The sequence below is a fragment of the Bradyrhizobium sp. SZCCHNRI3052 genome (genome assembly GCF_032484895.1).
Classification (GTDB): Bacteria; Pseudomonadota; Alphaproteobacteria; order Rhizobiales; family Xanthobacteraceae; genus Bradyrhizobium.
In genome coordinates this window covers 241,334-264,438 of the sequence record NZ_JAUETW010000011.1, presented here as the reverse complement: position 1 = coordinate 264,438, position 23,105 = coordinate 241,334, and the positions used below count along the sequence as shown (strand labels likewise).

The following is a 23,105-nucleotide window of genomic DNA, read 5'->3' as shown; positions in this document are numbered from 1 at the left end:
TCTGACCTCGCCAGTTCCGTTCCTTCAGCGATTCCGCGGGTTTGCGGTGACAGCCGGAGGGGCGACATTCCGCCCTGCGGGGCGTCAGCTCCGACATCGTCGGCGCGCCACCGCCATTGCAGCACGCGGATGGATCGCGAGGTCGTCGTTGCCAGCGCCTCTTCGCAACGCGGTGCGACGTGCGCTCCGCGGGGCGGCTGTGATGCGGCGTTCGGGCCGTGATTCCCGGTCAGTCCTGCGCCGCCGGCGAGGCCTCCTGCGGCCTGGTCAGCAGCGCTCCTTCGCGGCGCAGGTGTCCTGCGTCGAGAAGACTTCTGAGACTGCCCTGCACGGTCTCCCGCAGCTGGGCGCTGGTCGACCCGAAGCCAAACAAGCGGGCCACCGCCTGGATCAACTGGTCCTCCTCGGCACCGAAGTTCTGCGCGACAATCTGCATGATGGCCGCCTTGATCTCATCCGGCGGCAGCATCTCGGGCTTGCGCAAGGACTGCGATTGCACGTCCTCGCGCGTGCGGACGACGATCGCCTGTCCCGGCACGGCGTAGAACGGACCTCCGGCGATCTGTCCCCTCGCAACTGCCGATGTCAGCGCCGCTCTCACGGCATCGCGGATGCGGTTGCCGGCGCGGGCAAGGCCCCAGGCCGATCTGATCCGGACGATGATTTCCGATTCATGCACCGGCCCCTCGATGGCGACGATCTCGACGACATGCCGCGTCATGTCGGCAAGCGGCGTCTCGTGCGGCTCGATCTCCCGACGGACGCGCAGCTTCGCCTCTTCATAGGGGGCCACCGTCGGTGCCTGTGCGAGGATCTCCTGAGGGCGCTGCTCGGTCTGCTCCGGCGCCGCCACATCGGAGGTTGCCGGAGGCTCGGGTTGAGCTCGCGCAGTCCCTTGGTCGATGTCCCGCCAATGCGCCTTCGCAGCATCGATCGCGCGGAGGACTTTCTCGGTTTCCTCCTTGGGACGAAGAAACCAGTCGGTCGACCAGATGCGATGCAGCACCCAGCCATGCGCTTCCAGCACATTCTGCCGCAGGCGGTCGCGGTCTCGCGCCGAACGAGACGCATGGTACTGGGCGCCGTCGCATTCGATTCCGAGCAGGAAGCGGCCCGGCTTGTCGGGATCGTCGACAGCGAGGTCGACGAAGAATCCGACGGTGCCGATCTGGGTCTTCACATCGTGGCCGAGCGCCCGCAGCCTGGCGGCGACCTGCTCCTCGAACACCGAGTCGGGATCGCGCCCGGTCTCCTGCGCGATGCCGAGCCGCCCCGTCTGGGCGAAGGTCAGAAACGTCTTCAGCGCCGCGATGCCGCGGCCCTTGGCGCGCGACAGGTCGATGTCGTCGCCGGTGATCGACGAGAACACCTCGCATCGGAGCTTGGCGCGCGAGATCAGCACGTTCAGCCGGCGCTCGCCTCCGTCCGAGTTGAGGGGGCCGAAGCTCATCGAGACGAAACCTTCCTTCGTTCTCCCATAGCCGATGGAGATGAAGATGACGTCGCGTTCGTCGCCCTGGATGTTCTCGAGGTTCTTCACGAAGAACGGTTCGCTGGTCCCGCGGACGAAGAAGCTCTCCGTTGCCGGGTTTTCCTTACGAAGGATTTCGAGCTGATCCTGGATCGCCTGGCGCTGCGCCACCGAGAAGGTCGCGACGCCAAGGCTTCGGTCCGGGGTCTCGCGCGCATGGCGCATGACGGCCTCGGCGACGAGCCGCGCTTCCCTGGGGTTGGTCCGGCTGCTGCCGCGTTCGTAGTGCGCATCGGGGTTGTAGTTGAACTTCAATCCCATTCCCGCGACGGCGTCGTACGGGCTCGGCACGATGAACAGCCGGTTGTCGTAGAACTGCTTGTTGGAAACGGCGATCAGCGACTGGTGTTTGCTGCGATAGTGCCAGTTCAGCATCCGATGCGACAGGCCCTTGGCAAGGCAGAGGTCGAGAATGCTCTCGGCGTCCTTGACCTGGAAGGTCGGCTGATCCTCGTCGTCATTGTCCTCGTCGTCGTTACCTGTCAGCTTCGCGAAGAAGCGCGTCGGCGGCAGCTGCCGCTCGTCACCGACGACCACGATCTGCCGGCAGCGCGCGACCGCGCCGAGCGCGTCGACCGGCTCGATCTGCGAGGCCTCGTCGACCACCAGAAGATCGAAGGCGATCGCGCCAGGCTTGAGGAACTGTGCCACCGACAGAGGGCTCATCAGGAAGATCGGCTTGATCTGCTGAATGACCGGACCTGCCCGTTCCAGGAGCTGGCGGATGGGCAGATGATTGCGCTTCTTGGCAAGCTCGCCGTTCAGCACACCGAGCGGCCCGATGCCGCCGGCGTTGCGCGGCAGGGCCGCGGCATGCTCGTGGGCGATCTGATCGCGGGCCAGTTGCATCCGTGCGACGTCGAGCTTGCGGAAGCCATCGACCAGCCGATCGTGCGATTCGCCGTCGAAACGTTTCAGTTCAGGATGGTCGGCGAAGATCACGCTGCGCATGGCGTCGTAATAGGACCGGTCGAAGGCGGCTTCGAGCGCTTCGCCTGGCAAGGAGCCATCGAGCGTGCGGTCGACCAGCGCGGCGAGGCCTTGCGCGCGCGCAAGGCGGACCCGGTCCATGAATGCGATCCAGCGGGTGAGGCGCTCGGTCGCGTTCTGCCACTCCGACAAAGTCTGCGACAGGCCGTCCAACCGGATCTGGTCGCCGGCCTCGAGCGGGATGCGGGCAGGCTCCAGCTGGAGAGAGTCGATCAGCCTGCCGAGGCCGGACCTCAGACTTGCGAGGTCGTGGTTGAGCTGTTCGATCGATTGCCGATCATCGGCCGACAAGGCCAGCTGCGTCAGCCGCTGGCGCGTTTCGTCGTTTGCGAACGGCTTGGGGAATGCACTCCACCAGGTCGCCAATCTGGACAACGCATCCCAGTCCGACCGTTCCTTCTGCCACGCCGTTCCGAATGCGGTGCTGCCGGCAGCTTCGACCTCCGCGAAGGACCGGCGTGCGGCTTGCGCCGCGATGAGGCCGTCGAGCAGCAGGAGCCGCTGCTCCAGCGTTTTCGGCATCGGCACCTTCAGGTACGAGGCCAGCAGCGCCACCTGCTCGCGATAGCGCGGGCTGAGCAGGCGCAGCCAGGAGCGGCCCTTCTCGGCGATGACCTTGCGGCACTCGGCGATCGGCGCATCCCAGGCGGCCTCGACGAAGGCGCTCTCGAAGGCCGTCCTCAATTTCGCGTAACGCAGCCCCTTGTCGATGATGTCCGTGATGAGTCCGGTCTGGCTCCAGACGCCGTCGCGGAAGGACGTCCGATCGCACTCCGGCATCGCGGCCGCGGCCTCGGCGAAGGCGAGTATCCCCGCGGCATCGGCCAAGGTGGCGGGCGGCGGGAGATCGAGCAGCGTGCCGAGGCGGGCCGCGCCAGTGGATACGCTGCCGACAACGTTCGAAATGTCGTCGAGCGATTTTCGCAGCTCGGTCATCTCGGCTGGATCGAGCGCGTCGCGGCCGACACCGCGCCAGGGATGCAGGTGCGGCGCGCCGTCGGCCGCAATTCGTTCGGCGAGTTCGGCGATCAGCTCACGCCGCCGCTCCAGATCCAGAGGAGACCAGGAGGGGGCGCCCTGCAACGGATAGGGATGCTGCGCGGAGTTGTCCCCAGAGCGCACGAGATGACCCAGCAGCCTGAACGGTGTCAGCTCGCTCGGCTGATGCGGCTGGTGCATCATCTCCGCATGCCGGTTGAGGCCGTCCCGGCTGTCGGTCAGGCGCTGCACCAGCGTGGCTTCGCCGCGCGGGACCGGGACCTCAGCCGATTTGCAGCGTTTCAGCTCTTCGAGCAGAACGCGCTTGTTGGCCTTGTTGGAGTGCAGCTCCAGCGCGAGCGCGCCGAGACCGACATGCTTCAACCGCCGGTGCACGACCTCGAGCGCCGCCATCTTCTCGGCGACGAACAGCACCGTTTTCCCCTCGGCGGCAGCCGACGCGATGATGTTGGTGATGGTCTGCGATTTGCCGGTTCCAGGCGGTCCCTTGACGACGAGGTCGCGTCCGCGGACCACTTCCTCGATGACCACGGCCTGCGATGAATCCGCATCGACGACATGGTTCATCGCCACTGGCTGGATGACGGAATCGATCTTTCCGTCGTCGGCCACGATCGGCTCCGCGCCCTCGAAGCCGTCCTGAAGCAGCGCTGCGATGAGGGGGTGACGATCAAGGCCGCCATCTGCCGGCCAATTCTCCGGATCCAGATCGCGATACATCAGGAACTTCGAGAACGAGAAGAAGCCGAGAACGATCGCGTCCGCCCTGACCTCCCACCGCTGCTTGGTGGCGACCGTCTCCGCGACGCCCGCAAGATAGGTCGCGATGTCGACGTCGTCCTCGTCGCCAAAATCCTCGATCTTGAGTCCGAATTCGGCGTCGAGCTTGGCCTGGAGCGAGAGGTTCGGCGACGGCGGCTCAGCGCGCGAGACCAGGTGAAACCGATCGGCGGCGCTGCTGCGTTCCAGGCGGACGGGCAGCAGGACGAGCGGTGCGAAGCGCTCGACATCGGATTTGTCGTCCTCGAACCATTTCAGCAGCCCGAAGGCGAGATAGAGGATATTGACGCCCTGTTCTTCCTCGAGCGTTCGTGCGTCGTACCAGATATCCAGCAGGCGCTTCTGCAGCGCCTCCGATGACAGCCGGGTCCTGAGCCGGGTGTCCGGCTGCCGCGTCTGCGACTCCGAATCATCACCTTCCTGGTCCACCTTGGTGGTCGGCGTGTCGGATCGAGGTGCCGGCACGCTCAAGGGCAGGGTGCCTTCCGCCTCCGCAGTCTCTGCCTTCGTCGGAAGGAACGTGAAGCGCTTGCCTTCGCCGAGAAGCTCGAAGAGCGCAGCAGAGCGCGCGCCGACGATGTCGATGGTGCGGATGGTCTTGGTCTTGAGCGGGATGTGCACGAGCCGGTTGCGCGTGCCCAGATCGAGCAGCGCGCGCCGGTCCGCCAGCAATCGGTCTCGTACGGATGTGGTTGCCACGTGCAATCCTCCTGCGATTCGAGGATTGCAACCCGGAATGATCGCGGTCAAGCATCCGGCGCGGTGGAGAAGCGGTCAATGAGCGATGGTTCATCTTCCCCGTGAAGAGGTCTCATCTCCCAATCGAGGGAGACGAGACTCGTATGTTCCCAGGCCGCCTGTTCCTAGGCCGCTGCCTTATGCCGCGCCAGTTCCGCCTTGTAGAGCTCGAACTCCTCGGCGATGGCACGGGCGATCGACGGCCGCGCGCGCAGGCGCTCGTAGTACGCCTTCACGGCCGGCCATTTCGCGAGCTGGACCGGCGGCGTTGCCATGGTCCAGTTGATCACGGTGACGAGATACGCGTCGGCGACCGTGAAATGATCGAGCAGATAGTCGCGATCCCGCAGATGGTTCTCGAGATGATCGAGCCGCGACAGGTTCTTTTTCAGGACATGAGCCTTCATTTCCTCGGGCGCGGTCTTGTCGAGGATCGGAATGAACAGGCCCTTGTGCAGCTCGGTGCCGATGAAGCAGAGCCATTGATGCAGCCGGCTGCGGTCCATGCCGGGGCCGGTGCCGAGCTTGGCCTCGGGGAAGCGATCGGCGACATATTGCAGGATCGCGGCGTTCTCGGTCAGCAGGTCGCCGTCATCGGTGCGGAGCGTCGGGACGAGCCCGAGCGGGTTGACGGCGCGGAAATCGGAGCCGTCGTTGAGGACGATCTTGGTCTTGGGATCGACCTCGAGATAGTTCGCCTTCGCGCCGGCTTCGTAGAGCGCGATGCGGGTGGCGAGCGAGCAGGCGAGCGGCGAGAAATACAGGTCCATGGACGTCTCCCTCGGGCTCCGGACCGGAGCATTGGTTGATTTTTATACTGTCTCGCATAATATGAGCTCGGTCAAGGAATTTAGTGCGAAATGGTACAAAAAAAGAAAGGGCCGCCGCAAGGCGACCGTCCGATAGAAAAGGCGGGTGCCCCCGACCAGCCGAAGCGGCGCGGGAGGCCGCGGGCGTATGAGCCGGATGTCGCGCTCGGCAAGGCGCTCGACCTGTTCCGGTCGACCGGCTTCGCCGCGACCTCGCTCGACGATCTCAGCGCCGCCACCGGCATGAACCGGCCGAGCCTCTATGGCGCGTTCGGCGACAAGCGCGAGCTCTACATCAAGAGCTATCAGCGCTATCGCGACAATGCCCGCGCCCTCATGGGCGACGTCTTCAGTAACGATTGGCCGGTGCGACGGCAGCTCGAGCAGATCTTCGCCACGGCGCTCGACATCTATCTGTCGGGCGAGGAGGGACCGCGCGGCTGCTTCACGGTGATGACGGCGGGCTCGGAGGCTGTCGCCGACCCCGACATCCGCGCCATGGTGCAGAACGCGCTGACCGAGCTCGACAAGGCGTTTGCGCATTGCTTCCGCCGCGCCAAGGAAAAAGGCGAGCTGCCGGCCGACGCCGATCCCGTCGTGTTGGCGCGTCTGGCGTCGGCGACGATCCACTCGATCGCTGTCCGGGCGCGCGCGCGGGCGCCGCGTCAGGAGCTGGAGGCGATCGTCGCCGGCGCGATCGATGTGATGGTCGGCAACAAATAGCGGTTCAATATCCCCTGACGCGATCGACCAGATTGCGCAGCGCCCCGCCGGCCTCGAAGGTCGCGATCTGCTCGGCGACGTAGCGCGAGATCGCGTCGGCGTCGGTGTCGGCCGCATTGTGCGGCGTCAGCACCACCTTCGGGTGGCTCCAGAACGGGCTGTCGACCGGCAGCGGCTCCTGGCCGAACACGTCGAGCGAGACCGAACCAAGTGTGCCGTCGTCGAGGCAGGCGAGGATGTCGGCCTCGTTCTGCAGGCCGCCGCGCCCGGCATTGATCATGACGGGGGCGCCGAGCGGCGAGCTGCGCCGAAGCCTCGCGAACATCTTGCGATCCAGAATGCCGCGCGTGTCCGGCGTCAGCGGCAGCAGCGACACCAAAATGTCGGTCCGCGCCAGGAACGCATCCAGCTGCGCCGCACCGTGGAAGCACTCGATGCCGTCCGCCTGCTTTTCGCTGCGGCTCCAGCCGGCGACCTGGAAGCCGAGCCGCTTGAGCACCTCGGCCGCATCGATGCCGAGCGTGCCCAGTCCGAGAATGCCGACTCCGATCGCGGCCGCCGGCCATTGATACTTGGGCGCCCAGCGCTTCACGCGCTGCGACTCGCGCAGATACAGCTCCTGCCGATGATGCATCAGCACGTGCAGCACGACATATTCGGTCATCCGCGCCGTGAGATCATCGACCGCGACCCGGACCAGCGGCACGCTCGGCAGCGTCTTGTCGGCCATCAGCGCGTCGACGCCCGCGCCGAGATTGAAGATCACGCGCAGGTTCGGGAAGCCGGCGAGCTCGCCGGGGACCGGCTTCCACACCGCGGCGTAGTGCACCTCCGCCGGATCGAGGCTCGCATCCGGCAGCAGCACCACCGGGCGGTCGCCGCAGACGTCGTCGAAACGCGCCTTCCAGCGCTGCGGCGACCAGTTATCGGTGCCGCCATGGATCAGGAGCGCCAGCGCGCCTTTGGTCATCGGGGGGTCCTCGAGCTTATGTGACGTGTTCCACATACCAGATCGCGCGCGCAGGCCAATCTCCAGCCATCAACACGGAGACATCGTCATGCGCAAATTGCTTCTCGCCGCCGCTTTCGTCATCGCATCCGCCTCGGTCCAGGCTCAGACCATCGATGTCGGGTCGATCCTGTCGGCCAACGGCATTTCCATTGGCAAGGGCGGCGGTCAGCCGCAGGCCGCCAGTCAACAGGGCGCCGCGGACGGCATGGCGCAAGGTGCGGGCGGCCAAGGTGCCGCAGGGCAAGGTCAGGGGCAGGGCCAAGGCCAGTCGCAGCGCCAGACGGGCCGAGCCAGGCAGCCGCGCGAGAGCGCGCAGGAGACGCGGGCGCGCAACATCGCGGCCAAGTACGGCATCTCTTGGTAGGCGGCTTGTTCCTGCAGGCGGAACCCGCGAAAATACTTCGTGGGTCTGTCGGCCGGAGGCATACTCCGCCGTCTTGAAGACGAATGGAGATGACTTCCGATGCTGTATGCGCTGCTCTGCTATCATGACGAGGATGTCGTCTGCGCCTGGAGCAAGGACCAGGATGCCGCGGTCATGGCCAAGCTTGCGGTCATCCAGGAGAAGCTCGCCAAGCAGGGGCGGCTCGGGCCGGTGGCGCGGCTGCTGCCGACCACGGCCGCGACGACGCTCCGGAAGGAGGATCCGCCGCTCGTCATCGACGGCCCCTATGCCGAGACCAAGGAGCAACTGCTCGGCTTCTATCTCGTCGACTGTGCCAATCTCGACGAGGCGCTCGAGGTCGCGCGCGAGCTCGGTGAGGCCAATCCAGGCGGCTCCTACGAGATCCGTCCCGTCGGCACGTTCAGGCCGGGTGGAGCGCTGGCATGACCGATACGGCCTGGATCGATGCAGCCCTGACATCAGCACGTCCCCAGGCCGTCGGCGCGCTGCTGCGCTATTTCCGCGACCTCGACACGGCGGAGGAGGCATTCCAGAACGCCTGCCTGCGCGCGCTGAAGAGCTGGCCCCAGAATGGGCCGCCGCGCGATCCCGCGGCGTGGCTGATCATGGTCGGACGCAACGCGGCCATCGATGATGTCCGCCGTGTCCGCCGCGAGCAGCCGCTGCCGGAGGACGAGGCGATCTCGGATCTCGACGACGCCGAGAGCGCGCTGGCCGACCGGCTCGACGGCTCGCATTATCGCGACGACATCCTCCGCCTGCTGTTCATCTGCTGCCACAAGGATCTGCCCGCGACGCAGCAGATCGCGCTGGCGCTGCGCGTGGTGTCCGGACTGACGGTGAAGCAGATCGCCCGGGCCTTCCTGGTCAGCGAGGCCGCCATGGAGCAGCGCATCACCCGCGCCAAGGCGCGCGTCGCGCAGGCGAACGTGCCGTTCGAGACCCCTGGCGCGGTCGAGCGGTCGGAGCGCCTGACCGCGGTCGCCGCCATGGTCTACCTGATCTTCAACGAGGGCTATTCGGCCAGCGGCGAGACCGCCGCGCAGCGCCAGCCGCTGTCCGAGGAGGCGATCCGGCTGGCGCGGCTGCTGCTGCGGCTGTTTCCGAGCGAGCCCGAAATCATGGGGCTGACGGCGCTGCTGCTGTTGCAGCACGCCCGCTCCGCCGCCCGCTTCGACGCCGAGGGATTGCCGATTCTTCTGGAGGATCAGGATCGCTCGCTGTGGAACCAGCCGATGATCGCGGAAGGCACAGCCCTGATCGACAAGGCGATGCGCCATCGCCGCAGCGGTCCGTACCAGATCCAGGCGGCGATCGCGGCGCTGCATTCGCGCGCCGCGCGTCCGGAGGACACCGACTGGACGCAGATCGACCTGCTCTATGGCGCGCTGGAAGTGGTGCAGCCCTCGCCGGTGGTGACGCTCAACCGCGCCGTTGCGGTGTCCAAGGTCCGCGGCGCCGGGGCGGCGCTCGACCTGATCGCGCCGCTCGAAGGGCGGCTCGCCAACTATTTCTATTTCTTCGGCGTGCGCGGCGCGCTGCTGATGCAGCTCGGACGCGCCGACGAGGCACGGACCGCCTTCGACCGCGCCATCGCGCTGGCGCACAGCTCGGCGGAGGCCGCGCATATCCGCATGCAGCTCGATCGCCTGATGCGCGACAGCGCAACGGCTCAGGTCCAGGTCGGCCAGTGACATTCCGCTGAGATTCGATCCAAAATCTTGAACCGGGCTGTCGGCGGCACGCTCCTTCATTCGTCCTTGGAGCAGCATTACGGGGAGGAGCTGCAGATGACGACGATAACCTTGGAAGAACCGGTCTCGCGCGCCGAATTGTGGAGCGGCCGCATCCTGAGTGGGCTGGTCACCCTGTTCCTGCTGTTCGACGGCGCGATCAAGCTCGTCCCTCTGCCAGTCGTCACCCAGACGCTGGATCAGATGGGCTATGGCGCGAGTGACGGCACGGCCCGCGCGCTCGGTCTGATCACGATCGTCTGCACCGTGCTCTATGCGTTGCCGCCGACGTCGTTCGTCGGGGCGATCCTGCTGACAGGCTATCTCGGCGGCGCCATCGCTTCTCATGTCCGCATCGGCAGTCCGCTGTTCAGCCACGTCCTGTTCGGCCTCTATCTCGGGCTGATGCTGTGGGGCGGCTTGTGGCTGCGCGATCGCCGGCTGCGCGCGCTGCTGCCGCTGCCGCGCTGACGAATGATCTTTCAACCAAGGAGGATGACGATGATCTGTCCCTATCTGACGTTCAACGGCGATTGCGAGCAGGCGCTCAAGCACTACAGCGAGGTGCTCGGCGCCAAGATCGAGATGATGATGCGCAACGGCGAGGCGCCGCCGGAGATGCCGTGTGCGCCGGAGCACAAGGACAGGATCATGCATGTCCGCTTCTCGATCGGCGGCGGCGTCCTGATGGCCTCGGATTCGCCGCCCGAATATTATCAAGGCAAGCCGCACGGAATCTCGGTCTCGCTCCAGATCGCGGATCCGGCCGAGGCCGAGCGCAAGTTCAACGCGCTGCTCGAAGGCGGTGCCGTCACCATGCCGTTCGGCAAGACCTTCTGGTCGAAGGGCTTCGGCATGGGCGTCGATCGCTTCGGTATTCCGTGGATGATCAATTCCCCGGCGGAAGGCTACGCGGCGTGACGCCGCTAGCGGCACGAGGGGTACATCGCCTTGAGCTCGCGCCCGCGCAACAACAGAAGCCGCGACGTCAGGCCGCCGCGGCGCTCGATCCAGCCGCGCACCGGCGTGGGATAGGTCTGCAGCACCAGCTTGGAGGCTTCGGGTTCCGCATAAACGCGGCCGCGCCGGTCGACCGAGCGTGCGGCGTGGAAGCCGAGGGAGGCTCGCCGCGTCACGCAGATGCGGTCCTCGGGCACGACGCTGAGCACCAGCGTGCAGGCCGACAGGCAGGGACCGTCGATGATGACACGCTCCCCGGAGGCGCGCACCTTCTCGAACAGATCGAGGAACGGTCCCACCTCGCCGCCGGGCGAGGAGATGATGCGGACGTCGGCGCGCGCCAGCATCGTCGCGATCCCCCACAAGAGGACGGCGAGCAGCAAGGTCAGGATGACGCGCGTCCGGCTCGGCATCGTTTCATGTGTTCCTGCGTTGGCCGCGCAAGGTCGGCAATCCGATTCCCGCGGCATCGAAGCCGCCATCGACGGCCAGGATCTGTCCGGTGATATAGCTGGAGCGTTCGGAGCTGAGAAACAAGATCGCCTCGGCGAGCTCGTCCTCGAGGCCGTAACGGTTGAGTGGAATGGCGTCGTGATAGTCGGCGCGGATCTCCGGCGTGTGCACGTCCTTGGCCATCGCGGTCTCCACCGGGCCCGGCGCCACCGCGTTGACGCGGATGCCGGCGGAAGCGAGCTCGACCGCGAGCTGCTTGGTCAGATGCGCCAGCGCCGCCTTGCTGGTGCCGTAGGCGGAGCGCAGCGTCGAGGCGCGGACGGCTGAAATCGAGGTGATGTTGACGATGGTGCCGCCGTGCTCGCGCATCAGCGGCACCGCGGCGCGCGTGCACAGAAACGGCCCGGTCAGGTTGACGTCGAGGATGCGTTGCCAGTCGGCTTCGCTGGTTTCCATGATCGGGGCGAAACGCGCCACGCCGGCATTGTTGACCAGTGCATCGAGACGACCGAAACGGCCGGCAATGCGCGCCAACGCATCGGCGACCATCGCCGCGTCCGCGACGTCGCAATGCAGCGCGAGCGTTCGATCGGGGGATTTGAGTGCCGATGTGGCGTCGTCGAGCAGCGTCTTCTCGATGTCGAGAAGCGCCACGCGCCAGCCCTCGTGCAGAAATCTCTTTGCCGTCGCCAGCCCGATGCCGCGTGCCGCCCCGGTGATCAGGGCGACCTTGTCAGTCAGCGTCGTCGTCGATGTTTCCGTCACGGGGGTCGACTCCTCGGGCCGGCAGCCCGGCTCTTCTCGTCGTTGAGTCCTAACATGCGCTGCGCGGATCGGCTGTGAAGGCCGTCACATCTGTCAGTGTACGTTCAATCCAGCTCCGCGCGATGCGTATAGCCAGCGAGTTTCGTGGGCGTTGTCAAACAGCCAGGGGTGGTAACGACGACGTCAATTCGCGTTCTCGCGGTGTCGAAGCACCCGAGTCATGCTCGCCCTGGCCTCCCTCTCGGGTCGGAGGGCGCAGGGAAGACCGGGAGCTTGCCCGCCCCATGGCCCCCGCGGGAAAAATGCACGGGGCAGGAACCACAGATTCGGCTGAGACATCCCGGCCCTCCCTGCGCGATGCCCGGGGACCGGCTGTTTTGCCCCCGTTTCCGCCACAATACGCTCCCGCATCGGACACGGCATCAGCATCGGGATGCCAGGGACCACATGATTTCGCCGTACGCGCCGCGTTGTTCGTCTGCGTGTCCTCATATGAGCATGATCTTGTCGGAAAGCTGTGGCGCAATAGCCGTCAACGGCCTCCGGTTCCGAATCATGCTCCACGCTGCAACATCGACGCGTCCACCGCATCCTGCTCCCCTCGTTCGTGACGACCGCGAAACGTCCCTCTCGATCGGGAACAGGACGTGGCTAACGGAGCGTGAATTCTGGAAAGGCGAAAGAGGGATTTTTTTACGGGAAGCACTGGACAAGGGTGATCGACTTGAAAGTCTTCAGGAAAAGAGCCGCCTCTCCAGGCGCGTTCCCCCCGTGGAATTGGACAGTCCCGCCGTCGGCTGATTTGCTCGTCGTCGGGTGGCTCTCGGACGTGTCCGGGACGGATCTGAACCGGTGGCGTAGAGTTTAAGAGTCTCGGTAGAATCGACATGGGCGACCTATTCATCAGCCGGCGAATCACCCTCGTCAGAACCACGGAGCTGCACGCTTCGTCGCACGGGTCGAATGGTCTGAGGCGCGGGTGCGGCGCGCTGCTGTTGTCGTGCATTGTCCTCGGGCTCGCGGCGTCCGGCGCCGCCGGAGCGGATGGCAGCGTTGCTGCGAAACCGGCAGAGACCGAGCAGGCTGCGCACGATGTCGCGCCGCCGCAGCAGCCGCAGACGGCGGAGCCCGAGACGGTGGGGCGGCCGTCGGACGTGCAGATGCCGGCTCTGAAAGTGGTCGTTCCACCGACCGAGCCTGCGAAGCCGATCGCGGCCGAGCGCAAGGGCGACCCGCGGAGCGACGCCAAGACCACGAAGAATCTGTCGGTGCCTCAGCGCGCGCTGCCGGCCGACGTCGCGCAGATGATCGGCCGCAGGATCTGGCTCAACGAGGCCGGGGGACGGCGCGACGCGATCACGTCGTGGAATGCGGGTGAAGAATTCGCCTCGCTGGGAATCGGGCATTTCATCTGGTACCCGTCCACCGCGAAGCCGCCTTATGAAGAGGGTTTTCCGGGGCTGATCGCATTTCTGCGCAAGGGCAAGACGCCGTTGCCTGCATGGCTCGACAAGACGCCGATTCCGGCATGCCCGTGGACCAGCCGGGCCGACTTCAAGCGGAATTTCAACTCGCCGCAAATGCGGCAATTGCGGCAGTTCCTGCTCGACACGATTGCGGAGCAGACGCAGTTCCTGGTGGCGCGTGCGCAAGGCGCGATGGACAAGATCCTCGCCAACACGCCCGACAGCGCCGAACGCGAGCACATCGTCGCGCAATATTCGCGGGTCGTGCGCGCCTCCAACGATCTCTACCCGCTGATCGACTACATCAACTTCAAGGGCGAGGGCACCAATCCGTCCGAGACGGCCGTGGACAAGGAGACGGGCCAGCGCCAGGGCTGGGGTCTCAAGCAGGTGCTGCTCAAGATGAACGGCACCACCACCGAGTCCAAGGCCGTGCTCGCCGAATATTCCGACGCGGTGCAGGTCGTGCTGCAGCAGCGGGTTCGCAATCTGCCCTCGAACCGCGTGTGGGAGGCGGGCTGGCTGCGTCGCGCCGAGACCTATCGCCGTCCGATCGCGCAGCTCGAGCAGGCCCCCGAACGCGCCCCGCGCAAATCATCGCGCTACAGGGCCGACAACACGCGGTTCTGATGCGGGAAGCGGCGCGCACGATCCGTGCGCGTCGCGAGGCGTGCGATCATCGGCCGCCTGCCTCGGCCTTCTTGGCAGCGACGACCTTCTGGTAAGCTGCCTGCAGCCGCTCGCCGACGCTCGGTCCAGCCCTCCTGCGCCGTTTCGCGCCGAGATGGGTTTCGCGCAGCTCGTCCATGAATTCGGCCCACATCTTCGGGCCGCCTTCCATCAATAGCTTGGCGCGGATGCCGAGCTCCTCCGAGACGGGCAGATACTTGTAACCCCAGCCCGCCATCTGCGCGAGGATCGGCAACAGCTCGATGCCCTGCTCGGTCAGGGAATAGATGCCCTTTTGCTTGTGGCTCGGATCGTCCTCACGGCTGATGATGCCGGCCGCGAGCAGCGTCTTCAGCCGGTCGGCGAGAATGTTCGAGGAGATGCCCTCCTCCGAGCCGCCGAGCAGCTCGCGATAGTGCCGGCGATTTCCGAACATCATGTCGCGGATGATCAACAGGCTCCATTTATCCCCCACCACTTCGAGCGACAGGTTGATCGGGCAGCCGGAGCGCTGAGGGTCGGACATCGAAGTCTCGTGAGCAGGGATCGCGCATAAACCGCTTGCAATATTGCACCGGTCTGGGCATTCTCCAACTGCTTGCAAAATGAAAGCAGTCAGGGAGAGGCAGTCGATGGCGAGACTGGTGATGTGGAACATGATGACGCTGGACGGCATGGTTGCGGGCCCGAACGGCGACATCTCCTGGCACGAGGATGTGTGGGGCCCGGAGCTGGAGCAGATCTCCGAGACGCAACTGCACGAGGCGGGCGGATTGCTGTTCGGCAGGGTGACCTACGATCTGATGGCCGGCTATTGGCCGACCGAGAAGGGCGTGATCGCCGACGTCATGAACAGCATCCCCAAATATGTTGCCTCCCGCACGCTATCTCGCCTGGCATGGTCAAACGCGCATCTGCTGGGTCCGGAGCTCGCGGCCGAGGTCGACAAGCTCAAGCAGGAGAATGCCAAGGACCTGTTCCTGTTCGGCAGCGCCGACCTCGGCTCGACGCTTGTGGCACACGACCTGATCGATGAGCTTCGAATCGCGATCAACCCGCGCGTGCTTGGCGCCGGACGGCCGCTGTTCAAGCCGGGGCAGGCCTTGAAGCTCAGCCTGATCGACAGCCGGGCGCTGTCCAACGGCGTTGTCATCGCGCGCTATGCCCCCGTTCGGGGCGTGTGAGCCCATATCTCGCGGCGCGCTCCGGGTTCCGGGGCAGCGCAGGTCTTTCCACTCACATCATCCGTGCGTCAAGGGCCTCACCTCAACCCTCTCCCCGTGAACAGCGGGCCGCGGGAGCGCACCGTCCTGCGGCCGCGCGTTCGGGACCAAACGACTTGTTCTCACTCAACTCAGCAGGAGCGTACGATGTCCCTGACCCTTTACTATCATCCGCTGTCGTCGTTCTGCTGGAAGGTGCTGATCGCGCTGTATGAGAACGACGTTTCGTTCACGCCGAAGCTGATCGATCTCGGTGACGCGGATGAGCGCGCGGCGTTCTTGAAGCTGTGGCCGATCGGTAAATTTCCTGTGCTGCGCGACGAGCAGCGCACGATTCCGGAATCGAGCATCATCATCGAGTATCTCGACCAGCACTATGCGGGCAGGACGCGCTTCATTCCCGATGATCCCGATCTCGCTTTGCGGACACGTCTGCGCGATCGCTTTCTCGACCTCTATCTGCACATGCCGACGCAGACCATCGTGTTCGACCGGCTGCGGCCGGCCGATGCCCGCGATCCGCTCGGCGTCGCCGACGCCCGAAGCCGGCTCCGCACGTCCTACGCCATGCTCGAGGCCGAGCTGCCGCCGCGTGGCTGGGCGATGGGCGACCCTTTCACCCTGGCGGATTGCGCGGCCTTGCCGGCGCTGTTCTACGCCGACAGAGTGGAGCCGCTGGGTGATGGGCTGCCTGGGGTCACAGCCTATCTCGACCGGCTCAAGGCGCGGCCCTCCGTCGCGCGGGTGCTCGCCGAGGCCCAGCCTTATTTCCACATGTTCCCGCAAGAGCCGGGCTGAACCGGGAACCCGGCCAAAATAATTGCGGGAGCGTGTCGGCCGTGCCGGGGCCGGATCGTCCTACTGATGAGGGCAGGGCAGTCCTGCCGGACAGCATCAGGGGAGAGCAGCCATGCGGTTCATGGTGATCGTGAAGGCGACCAGGGACACGGAAGCCGGAATCCTGCCGACCACCGAGGAGTTCGCGGCGATGGGCCGGTTCAACGAGGGCTTGGTGAAGGCCGGCATGATGGAGGCCGGCGAGGGCCTGCATCCGACCGCGAAGGGGGCGCGCATCGACTTCTCGAACGGGACGCCGAGCGTCGCGCGCGGTCCGTTCGATCTCTCCCGCGATCTCGCGGCGGGCTTCTGGATGCTCAAGGCCGGCTCGCTCGAGGAGGTGATCGAGCACATGAAGCGGGCGCCGTTCCCGAGCGGCGAGATCGAGATCCGCCAGGTCTATGCCGCGGAGGATTTCGGCGAGACGTTCACGCCCGAATTGCGTGAGCGGGTCGAACGGCTGCGTGCGCAGGCCGCCAGGAACTGAACCGACCCTGATCAGGAGAGGAGGATAAACGCGATGCGATTCATGATGCTGATGATCCCGCTCGGCTATGAGAGTGCGCCGCCGGACGTGCAGCTCGATCCCGAGCGTGTCAAGGCGATGATGCGCTACAACGAGGCCCTGAAGGACGCCGGCGTGCTGATCACGCTGGAGGGCCTGCATCCGCTGTCGATGGGGGCGCGGGTCTCGTTCGCGGGCGGCAAGCCTGTGGTGACCGACGGCCCGTTCGCGGAGGCCAAGGAGGTGCTCGGCGGCTATTGGATGATCGAGGTCGCCTCGCGCGACGAGGCGATCGCCTGGGCCAGGCAGTGCCCGGCCTCGGACAACGAGATCATCGAGATTCGCCAGGTCCAGGAGATGGCCGACTTTTCCGAGGAGGTGCAGCAGGCGGCGGCGGGCTTCGCCGAGCTGCCGCATGCCGGCCGTGTCTGATCGATCCGTTTCACAGCAGGAGAGGGAAGTGCAATGAGTGACAACAGCAACACCTATCTCGCCGTCTTTCTCGGCAGCAAGACCAGTCCGGCCTGGAAAGCCTGGGAGGCGCTGTCCGAGACGGAGCGCAACGCCAGGGGACAGCAGGGCATGGCGGCCTGGCATGCCTGGGTGGACCAACACAAGGACGCGATCGTCGCGATGGGCGGGCCGCTCGGCAAGACCAAGCGGGTCGACAAGGGCGGCGTCAACGACATCGCCAACGAGATGGGCGCGTTCACCGTGGTCCGCGCCGCGTCACATGAGGATGCCGCGAAGATGTTCGTCAACCATCCGCATTTTGCGATCTTCCCGGGCGAGCGGGTCGAGATCATGCCGGTGCTGCCGATTCCGGGCGGCTAGTTGAGCGGCCTGCAGGGCGGAGCACGTCGGCTGAGGTGAACGTCCCGCTTGCTGCGGGCGCCCGGCGCTTGTGCCGGGCGCGCTGATCCCGCGGCGACTTCGGTGCCACCCTGCCCCTTGCGGGGGCCCTCAAGGGGCGAGGGTGGCACCTGTTCGCGGGGGCTTAACCGAACGGCGCGATAGAGCGTCCCGGAAGTCGGCGGCTGACCCCGCCCAAAAGTCGCTGGCTTCCTTCGACCCGGCTCATGTAAAAGCCATTTACATGAGCTGGCGCAAGGAAGAGCGCCGCGCCGAGCGCGGCTATCATCACGGTAACCTCAAGGAGGCGCTGCTGCAGGCGGCGCTCGACCTGATCGCGCAGAAGGGGGCCGCCGGCTTCACCTTTGCCGATGCCGCCCGCATGGCCGGCGTCAGCCCGGCCGCGCCCTATCGCCACTTCCGCGACCGCGACGAACTGCTGTCGAGCATCGCCCAGCGCGGCTTCGAGCAGTTCGAGGCGCAGCTCTCGGCGGCGTGGGACGACGGCCGGCCCGACACCGTCACGGCGTTCGAGCGCGTCGGCAAGGCGTATCTCGCATTTGCCCGTTCGGAGCCTGCGTTCTATTCGGCGATGTTCGAATCCGGCGTGCCGGCGGACTCCACCGCGGGCCTGTTGGCGGCGGGTGAGCGCGCTTTCGGCGTCATTCGGGCCGCGGCGGAACGGCTGGCGGCGCTGGCGCCGCCCGGGATGCCGCGGCCGCCGGCCCTGATGATGGCGCTGCACATCTGGTCGATGGCGCATGGCATCGCCTCGCTGTTCGCGCGCGGCGATGCCGCCCGGCGCAAGCTGCCGATGTCGCCCGAGGAGCTGCTGGAGGCCGAGCTGCTGATCTATCTGCGCGGGCTCGGCTTCTCGACCGACCGCCGGCCTGCGCCGTCCTCCGCTGCCGAGCCGCCGCCGCTGCCGGACGATGACAAGCCGGCAGGGCCCTGGGGCCGCCCGAAATAAGGTTCAAAGAACGCCGAAAAATAATTCGAGCGACGCGTCAGGCGGTCGCCTTGACAAAATCCCGGGTTGAGCTAGCTATGTAAATGTTATTTACATTCACACGGCATGGCGCCGCGAATGGAGAGGGAGATGGCCTACACCGCAGATGTCAATCGTTGGCGCGGTTCGGAGGAGGAGCAGAGGTACCGGCCCCGCATGATGGAGTCGCCCTGGCATCCCGGCTGGATCGCCGTGACCGTGCTCGGCTTCATCATCTGGTGGCCGATCGGACTTGCCCTTCTCTTTTTCACACTCGGGAGCAGAAAGATGTCGTGCTGGAACGGCGGCGATCGCTGGTCGAACAAGATGGAACGGATGCAGTGGAAGATGGACCGCATGCGCGACAAGATGGAGCGCCGCGGCTTCGGCTTCGGTTTCTCGCAGCCGGCTTCGAGCGGCAACCGCGCCTTCGACGAGTACCGCATGGAGACCCTGCGGCGGCTCGAAGAGGAGCAGCAGGAGTTCCGTGACTTCCTGACCCGGCTGCGCCACGCCAAGGACAAGGAGGAGTTCGACGCGTTCATGGCCCAGCACAAGCCGCGTCCGACCCCGCCGAACGACCAGCCGCAGAGCTGATCGCCTCTCACCTGACGCCGCAGGGCTTTCAGCCCCCGCCCTGACGGCACAAGACGCCCGCCTGCGGTTCCCCCGCCGGCGGGCGTTTTGCGTTCTCCGATACCGCCCGCCTGCGGCGGCTGGCCGCTGTCCGCCGCCGGCCAAAACGGTCAAGCGGCTGATCACAAAGGCTCTATCTGGCTGGTCCGGCTGGACCTTTGACCTCGGCAATACTCCGCGGTAACCCCGCCTTAACCCCGGAGGGGGTTTGGTTAAGGGGCGCTTACGCGCGCCAAGAGCCCTTGTTTTGACACGTTGGCAGAGGAAGCAGGCCGCTTATGGCTTCGGCGGGCCTCTTAAAGCGATCAGTTCAGGGTTTTCTCGCGCAGGCGCTTTCCGCCGCGACGGCATCCGGCATGGAACGGCGGCTGCATGGTCCCGGGCATCCCGGGATGATTGGTTGAGAGGATACTGCAGATGTCTGTCGATAGCGGCGGCCTGTCCCTGATCGATCTGTTCGGCAATGCCGGCTGGGTAGTTCGGATCATCATGCTCGGCCTGATCTCCTGCTCGATCTGGGTCTGGGCGATTGCGATCGACAAGATGTTCCTGTTCTCGCGGACCCGTCGCTCGATGGACCGGTTCGAGCAGGCCTTCTGGTCCGGAGAATCCATCGAGGAGCTGTACCGGGTGCTATCGGCGAAGCCGACGCAATCCATGGCGGCGTGCTTCGTGGCGGCGATGCGCGAGTGGAAGCGCTCGTTCGAGGGCCACGCGCGCTCCTTCGCCGGCCTGCAGATGCGCATCGAGAAGGTGATGAACGTGTCGATCGCGCGCGAGGTCGAGCGGCTGGAACGCCGTCTCCTGGTGCTCGCCACGGTCGGTTCCGCCGGCCCGTTCGTCGGTCTGTTCGGCACGGTCTGGGGCATCATGACCAGCTTCCAGGCGATCGCGGCTTCCAAGAACACCTCGCTGGCGGTGGTCGCGCCGGGCATCGCGGAGGCGCTGTTCGCCACTGCCATCGGCCTGATCGCGGCCATCCCGGCGACGATTTTCTACAACAAGTTCTCTTCGGAGGTGAACCGGCAGGCGCAGCGGTTGGAAGGCTTCGCAGATGAATTTTCGGCCATCTTGTCCCGTCAGATCGACGAGCGGGGATGAGGGCAGGTATAGTGGCATCCGGATCGTGAGTACCACAGCATGGGCATGAGCATGGGCAGCGCGTCCGGCGGCGGTGGTCGCCGCGGTCGGCGCAAGGCGGCCGTGATGGCGGAGATCAACGTCACGCCGATGGTCGACGTCATGCTGGTGCTGCTGATCATCTTCATGGTCGCGGCGCCGCTGCTCACCGTCAACATCCAGGTCGACCTGCCCCAGGCGCAAGGCGGCTCGGCCTCGACGGCCGACGCCAAGCCGCCGCTCGAGGTCACCGTGAAGAAGACCGGCGGCGGCTGCGCGTCGAAGGTGGACGTGTATCTCGGTGACTCGCCGATCGCGATCAACGAGCTTGGGCCGAAGATCAAGGCGATGAAGGAGGCGGGCGCCGGCGGCGGCGACAACGTCGTCAAGATCCGCGGCGATCGCGACGCCTGCTACTCCGACATGATGAAGGTGCTGGGCCTGGCGCGCGATGCCGGCTATCGCGCCAGCATCGTCGTGCTGCCGGATCAGGGCTCATGACGTCGAAGGACCTCATCCGGTTCGTGCGCACGCGCAAGGGGACAGTGCTGTCCGTCGCCCTGCACGTGCTCGTGCTGTGCTGGGGCCTGTTCAGCTTCTCCGCGCGCTCGATGGTGGCGCCGCCGGAGGACCTTGTGCCGGTCGACGTGATCTCGGAGGACAACAGCTCGAAGGCCAAGGCCGGCGCGCTGATGGGCAAGAAGGAATCCCAGAAGCTGCTGGCCGACAAGATCGGCGAGAAGAAGCCGACCGAGGACATCGTCGGCAAGGTCGATACCAAGCAGGTCACCGAGACCGACGCCGCGCCTGAGCCGCAGCCCAAGCCGGAGAAGCCGGTCGAGAAGAAGCCCGATCCGCCGAAGCCGGTCGAGAAGCAGCCGGATACGCCGAAGCCGGTGGCCGAGAAGAAGCCGGAGCCGCCGAAGCCCGCGCCGGCCGAGAAGCCGAAGCCGGAGGAGAAGAAGCCGGACCCGTTCAATCCGGACCAGATCGCCAGCGTGCTCAACAAGGACAAGGCGAAGCAGCCGCCGAAGCCGCAGGCCGCCGCCGCGCCGCCGGAGCCGCCCAAGCACAAGAGCGAGCGCAAGTTCGACGCCGAGAAGATGGCGAGCTTGATCAATCAGAAAGATCCGACGCGGCAGGCGGTCACGGGATCCGAGATCAATGCGAATGCGGCGCTGGGCTCGGTGCGAGGAACGGCAGAGGCCAATGTCGCGAGCTGGCAGGCCGCGTTCCAGGAGGCGGTCACCCGCTGCTTCAATGCGCCCTATAGCGGCGTGGATGAAGACAAGATCTCCGTTGATCTCGATATCCAGCTACGGCCGGATGGATCGCTCTTTGCTGCTCCCGCCGTCGTCGGCATGACCGGACCGTCCCGTACCGTCAGCCTGGCCATGGCGGAAAATGCCAAGCGTGCGGTCGAGAACTGTGCGCCCTACGCGTTTCTGCCGAAGAACCGGTACAATGAGTGGAAGTTGATACCCGCGACATTCAACCTCAAAATGATGAATTCGATGCGAGGCCGAACTTGACGACACCTCCGACGCGCAAGACAGGATCCACCACGCGGCGCCAGGTTCTGCTGGGCGGAGGAGCCGCCATGGCAGCCTTGGGCGCGGGGCCCGCGTTCGCGCAACGTGTGATTATCGGCCCCGGCGAGTTCAAGCCGATCCCGATCGCGATTCCGCCCTTCGTGCCCGGCGGTGCCGGTGACGCCGATGTCGGCAACGGTATCGCACAGGTGATTACCAACAATTTCAAGCGCAGCGGGTTGTTCGCGCCGGTGGACCCGGCCGCCTTTCCCGAGCGCATCAGCAATTTCGAGGCCCCGCCGCAATTCGCGAGCTGGAAGCCGCTCGATCTGCGCGGGCTCGTCACCGGCCGCGCGACGCGGCAGCCGGACGGGCGGCTGAAGGCCGAGTTTCGGCTGTGGGACCCGAACTCGGGCCAGCAGCTCACCGGCCAGCAATATGTGACGGCGCCGGAATACTGGCGGCGCATCGCACATATCATCTCGGACCAGATCTACACCCAGATGACCGGCGAGAAGGGCTATTTCGACAGCCGCGTCGTGTTCGTCGACGAGAGCGGCCCGTCCGAGCGGCGCGTCAAGCGGCTCGCGCTGATGGATCAGGACGGTGCCAACGTCCGCTACCTCACCCGCGGCGCCGACCTCGTGCTGACGCCGCGGTTCTCGCCGTCGAGCCAGGAAATCACCTACATGGAGTTCGGGCAGGGTGACCCGAGGGTCTATCTGTTCAACATCGAGACCGGCCAGCGCGAGATCGTCGGCAACTTCCCCGGCATGTCGTTCTCGCCGCGGTTCTCGCCGGACGGCCAGCGCATCATCCTCAGCCTCCAGCAGGGCGGCAACTCCAACCTGTTCGTGATGGATCTGCGCTCGCGCACGACGACGCGGCTCACCGACACGCCGGCGATCGACACCTCGCCGTGCTACTCGCCGGACGGCAGCCAGATCTGCTTTGAAAGCGATCGCGGCGGCAAACCGCAGATCTACGTGATGTCCTCCAGTGGCGGCGCAGCGCAGCGCATCTCGTTCGGCGAGGGCAGCTACTCGACGCCGGTGTGGTCGCCGCGTGGCGACTTCATCGCCTTCACCAAGCAGGGCGGCGGCCAGTTCGCGATCGGCATCATGAAGACGGACGGCTCGGGCGAGCGCATCCTCACCGCCGGCTTCCACAACGAAGGGCCGACCTTCTCGCCCAACGGCCGCGTGCTGATGTTCTTCCGTGACCCCGGCGGCACCGCTGGTCCGTCGCTATATTCGATCGACGTCTCCGGCCGCTTCGAGCAGAAGGTGCCGACGCCGGGCTTCGCCTCGGATCCGGCCTGGTCGCCGCTGCTGTCGTGATGGAGCGAGCCTCTGGGCCCGCTCACGTCGTGGTGGACG

At 65.9% G+C, this 23,105-nt stretch carries 24 protein-coding genes; 18 read left to right on the top strand and 6 right to left on the bottom strand.

Annotated features, from left to right (window positions below; all coding sequences use genetic code 11):
- Positions 1–229: 229 nt before the first annotated feature.
- Both QW887_RS26685 and QW887_RS26680 read right to left on the bottom strand, forming a co-directional pair.
- The gene (locus QW887_RS26685; protein WP_316195363.1) at positions 230–4,999 is read right to left on the bottom strand and encodes a DUF3320 domain-containing protein; all 4,770 of its coding nucleotides are present in this window, start codon (positions 4,997–4,999) and stop codon (positions 230–232) included.
- A 164-nt stretch (positions 5,000–5,163) separates the two neighbouring features.
- Positions 5,164–5,808: a glutathione binding-like protein gene (locus QW887_RS26680; RefSeq protein WP_315717604.1), complete on the bottom strand. Its 645-nt coding sequence runs from the start codon at positions 5,806–5,808 to the stop codon at positions 5,164–5,166.
- 90 nt (positions 5,809–5,898) lie between these two features.
- On the opposite strand from QW887_RS26680, the gene QW887_RS26675 reads away from it, so the two are divergent.
- Positions 5,899–6,570, top strand: a complete 672-nt coding sequence (locus tag QW887_RS26675) for a TetR/AcrR family transcriptional regulator (RefSeq protein WP_315717603.1) — start codon at positions 5,899–5,901, stop codon at positions 6,568–6,570.
- 4 nt (positions 6,571–6,574) lie between these two features.
- Here the strand turns inward: QW887_RS26675 and QW887_RS26670 are convergent, their stop codons facing one another.
- On the bottom strand, positions 6,575–7,540 hold the full coding sequence (locus QW887_RS26670; RefSeq protein WP_315717602.1) for a glyoxylate/hydroxypyruvate reductase A: 966 nt from the start codon (positions 7,538–7,540) through the stop codon (positions 6,575–6,577).
- A gap of 88 nt (positions 7,541–7,628) precedes the next feature.
- On the opposite strand from QW887_RS26670, the gene QW887_RS26665 reads away from it, so the two are divergent.
- From QW887_RS26665 to QW887_RS26645, 5 genes are all read left to right on the top strand, one after another.
- Complete coding sequence (locus tag QW887_RS26665) at positions 7,629–7,946, top strand: hypothetical protein (RefSeq protein WP_315717601.1); 318 nt, start codon at positions 7,629–7,631, stop codon at positions 7,944–7,946.
- A gap of 99 nt (positions 7,947–8,045) precedes the next feature.
- Entirely contained in the window at positions 8,046–8,414 is a 369-nt protein-coding gene (locus QW887_RS26660; protein ID WP_315717600.1) for a YciI family protein, read from the top strand.
- The gene (locus QW887_RS26655) at positions 8,411–9,682 is read left to right on the top strand and encodes an RNA polymerase sigma factor (protein ID WP_315826689.1); all 1,272 of its coding nucleotides are present in this window, start codon (positions 8,411–8,413) and stop codon (positions 9,680–9,682) included. Before QW887_RS26660 ends, QW887_RS26655 begins: the two co-directional genes overlap by 4 nt.
- Positions 9,683–9,778: 96 nt before the next feature.
- Entirely contained in the window at positions 9,779–10,192 is a 414-nt protein-coding gene (locus tag QW887_RS26650; RefSeq protein WP_315717598.1) for a DoxX family protein, read from the top strand.
- A 30-nt stretch (positions 10,193–10,222) separates the two neighbouring features.
- Positions 10,223–10,642, top strand: coding sequence for a VOC family protein (locus QW887_RS26645; protein ID WP_315717597.1), 420 nt, complete (start codon positions 10,223–10,225; stop codon positions 10,640–10,642).
- A gap of 5 nt (positions 10,643–10,647) precedes the next feature.
- Here QW887_RS26645 and QW887_RS26640 read toward each other — a convergent pair whose 3' ends face one another.
- Both QW887_RS26640 and QW887_RS26635 read right to left on the bottom strand, forming a co-directional pair.
- Positions 10,648–11,094 (bottom strand): hypothetical protein, encoded by a 447-nt coding sequence (locus QW887_RS26640; protein WP_316195359.1) that lies wholly within the window; start codon positions 11,092–11,094, stop codon positions 10,648–10,650.
- Between the two features lie 4 nt (positions 11,095–11,098).
- Positions 11,099–11,899: an SDR family oxidoreductase gene (locus tag QW887_RS26635; protein ID WP_315717595.1), complete on the bottom strand. Its 801-nt coding sequence runs from the start codon at positions 11,897–11,899 to the stop codon at positions 11,099–11,101.
- Between the two features lie 995 nt (positions 11,900–12,894).
- Here QW887_RS26635 and QW887_RS26630 point away from each other — a divergent pair.
- Positions 12,895–13,995, top strand: coding sequence for a hypothetical protein (locus tag QW887_RS26630; RefSeq protein ID WP_410052310.1), 1,101 nt, complete (start codon positions 12,895–12,897; stop codon positions 13,993–13,995).
- 46 nt (positions 13,996–14,041) lie between these two features.
- On the opposite strand, the gene QW887_RS26625 is transcribed toward QW887_RS26630, so the two are convergent.
- Positions 14,042–14,560 carry a helix-turn-helix domain-containing protein gene (locus tag QW887_RS26625; RefSeq protein ID WP_315753948.1) on the bottom strand — a complete coding sequence of 173 codons (519 nt, stop codon included), beginning with the start codon at positions 14,558–14,560 and terminating at the stop codon, positions 14,042–14,044.
- A gap of 106 nt (positions 14,561–14,666) precedes the next feature.
- On the opposite strand from QW887_RS26625, the gene QW887_RS26620 reads away from it, so the two are divergent.
- The 11 genes from QW887_RS26620 (at position 14,667) to tolB (ending at position 23,066) form a co-directional block, all read left to right on the top strand.
- On the top strand, positions 14,667–15,218 hold the full coding sequence (locus tag QW887_RS26620; protein WP_316195355.1) for a dihydrofolate reductase family protein: 552 nt from the start codon (positions 14,667–14,669) through the stop codon (positions 15,216–15,218).
- 186 nt (positions 15,219–15,404) lie between these two features.
- On the top strand, positions 15,405–16,055 hold the full coding sequence (locus QW887_RS26615) for a glutathione S-transferase family protein (RefSeq protein ID WP_316195354.1): 651 nt from the start codon (positions 15,405–15,407) through the stop codon (positions 16,053–16,055).
- Between the two features lie 112 nt (positions 16,056–16,167).
- Positions 16,168–16,581 (top strand): YciI family protein, encoded by a 414-nt coding sequence (locus tag QW887_RS26610; RefSeq protein ID WP_315826693.1) that lies wholly within the window; start codon positions 16,168–16,170, stop codon positions 16,579–16,581.
- Positions 16,582–16,614: 33 nt separating this feature from the next.
- The gene (locus QW887_RS26605) at positions 16,615–17,031 is read left to right on the top strand and encodes a YciI family protein (protein WP_315717588.1); all 417 of its coding nucleotides are present in this window, start codon (positions 16,615–16,617) and stop codon (positions 17,029–17,031) included.
- 33 nt (positions 17,032–17,064) lie between these two features.
- Positions 17,065–17,433, top strand: coding sequence for a hypothetical protein (locus QW887_RS26600; protein ID WP_315756049.1), 369 nt, complete (start codon positions 17,065–17,067; stop codon positions 17,431–17,433).
- 262 nt (positions 17,434–17,695) lie between these two features.
- The gene (locus QW887_RS26595; RefSeq protein ID WP_316195352.1) at positions 17,696–18,421 is read left to right on the top strand and encodes a TetR/AcrR family transcriptional regulator; all 726 of its coding nucleotides are present in this window, start codon (positions 17,696–17,698) and stop codon (positions 18,419–18,421) included.
- 129 nt (positions 18,422–18,550) lie between these two features.
- Positions 18,551–19,036, top strand: a complete 486-nt coding sequence (locus tag QW887_RS26590) for a DUF2852 domain-containing protein (protein WP_315717585.1) — start codon at positions 18,551–18,553, stop codon at positions 19,034–19,036.
- A gap of 456 nt (positions 19,037–19,492) precedes the next feature.
- On the top strand, positions 19,493–20,176 hold the full coding sequence (tolQ, locus tag QW887_RS26585) for a protein TolQ (protein WP_315717584.1): 684 nt from the start codon (positions 19,493–19,495) through the stop codon (positions 20,174–20,176).
- Between the two features lie 39 nt (positions 20,177–20,215).
- Positions 20,216–20,695 carry a biopolymer transporter ExbD gene (locus tag QW887_RS26580; protein WP_315717583.1) on the top strand — a complete coding sequence of 160 codons (480 nt, stop codon included), beginning with the start codon at positions 20,216–20,218 and terminating at the stop codon, positions 20,693–20,695.
- A complete protein-coding gene (locus tag QW887_RS26575) occupies positions 20,692–21,726 on the top strand; it encodes a protein TolA (RefSeq protein WP_316187701.1) in 1,035 nt (344 codons plus the stop codon). Before QW887_RS26580 ends, QW887_RS26575 begins: the two co-directional genes overlap by 4 nt.
- A gap of 68 nt (positions 21,727–21,794) precedes the next feature.
- The gene (tolB, locus tag QW887_RS26570; protein ID WP_315717581.1) at positions 21,795–23,066 is read left to right on the top strand and encodes a Tol-Pal system beta propeller repeat protein TolB; all 1,272 of its coding nucleotides are present in this window, start codon (positions 21,795–21,797) and stop codon (positions 23,064–23,066) included.
- Positions 23,067–23,105: the final 39 nt, after the last annotated feature.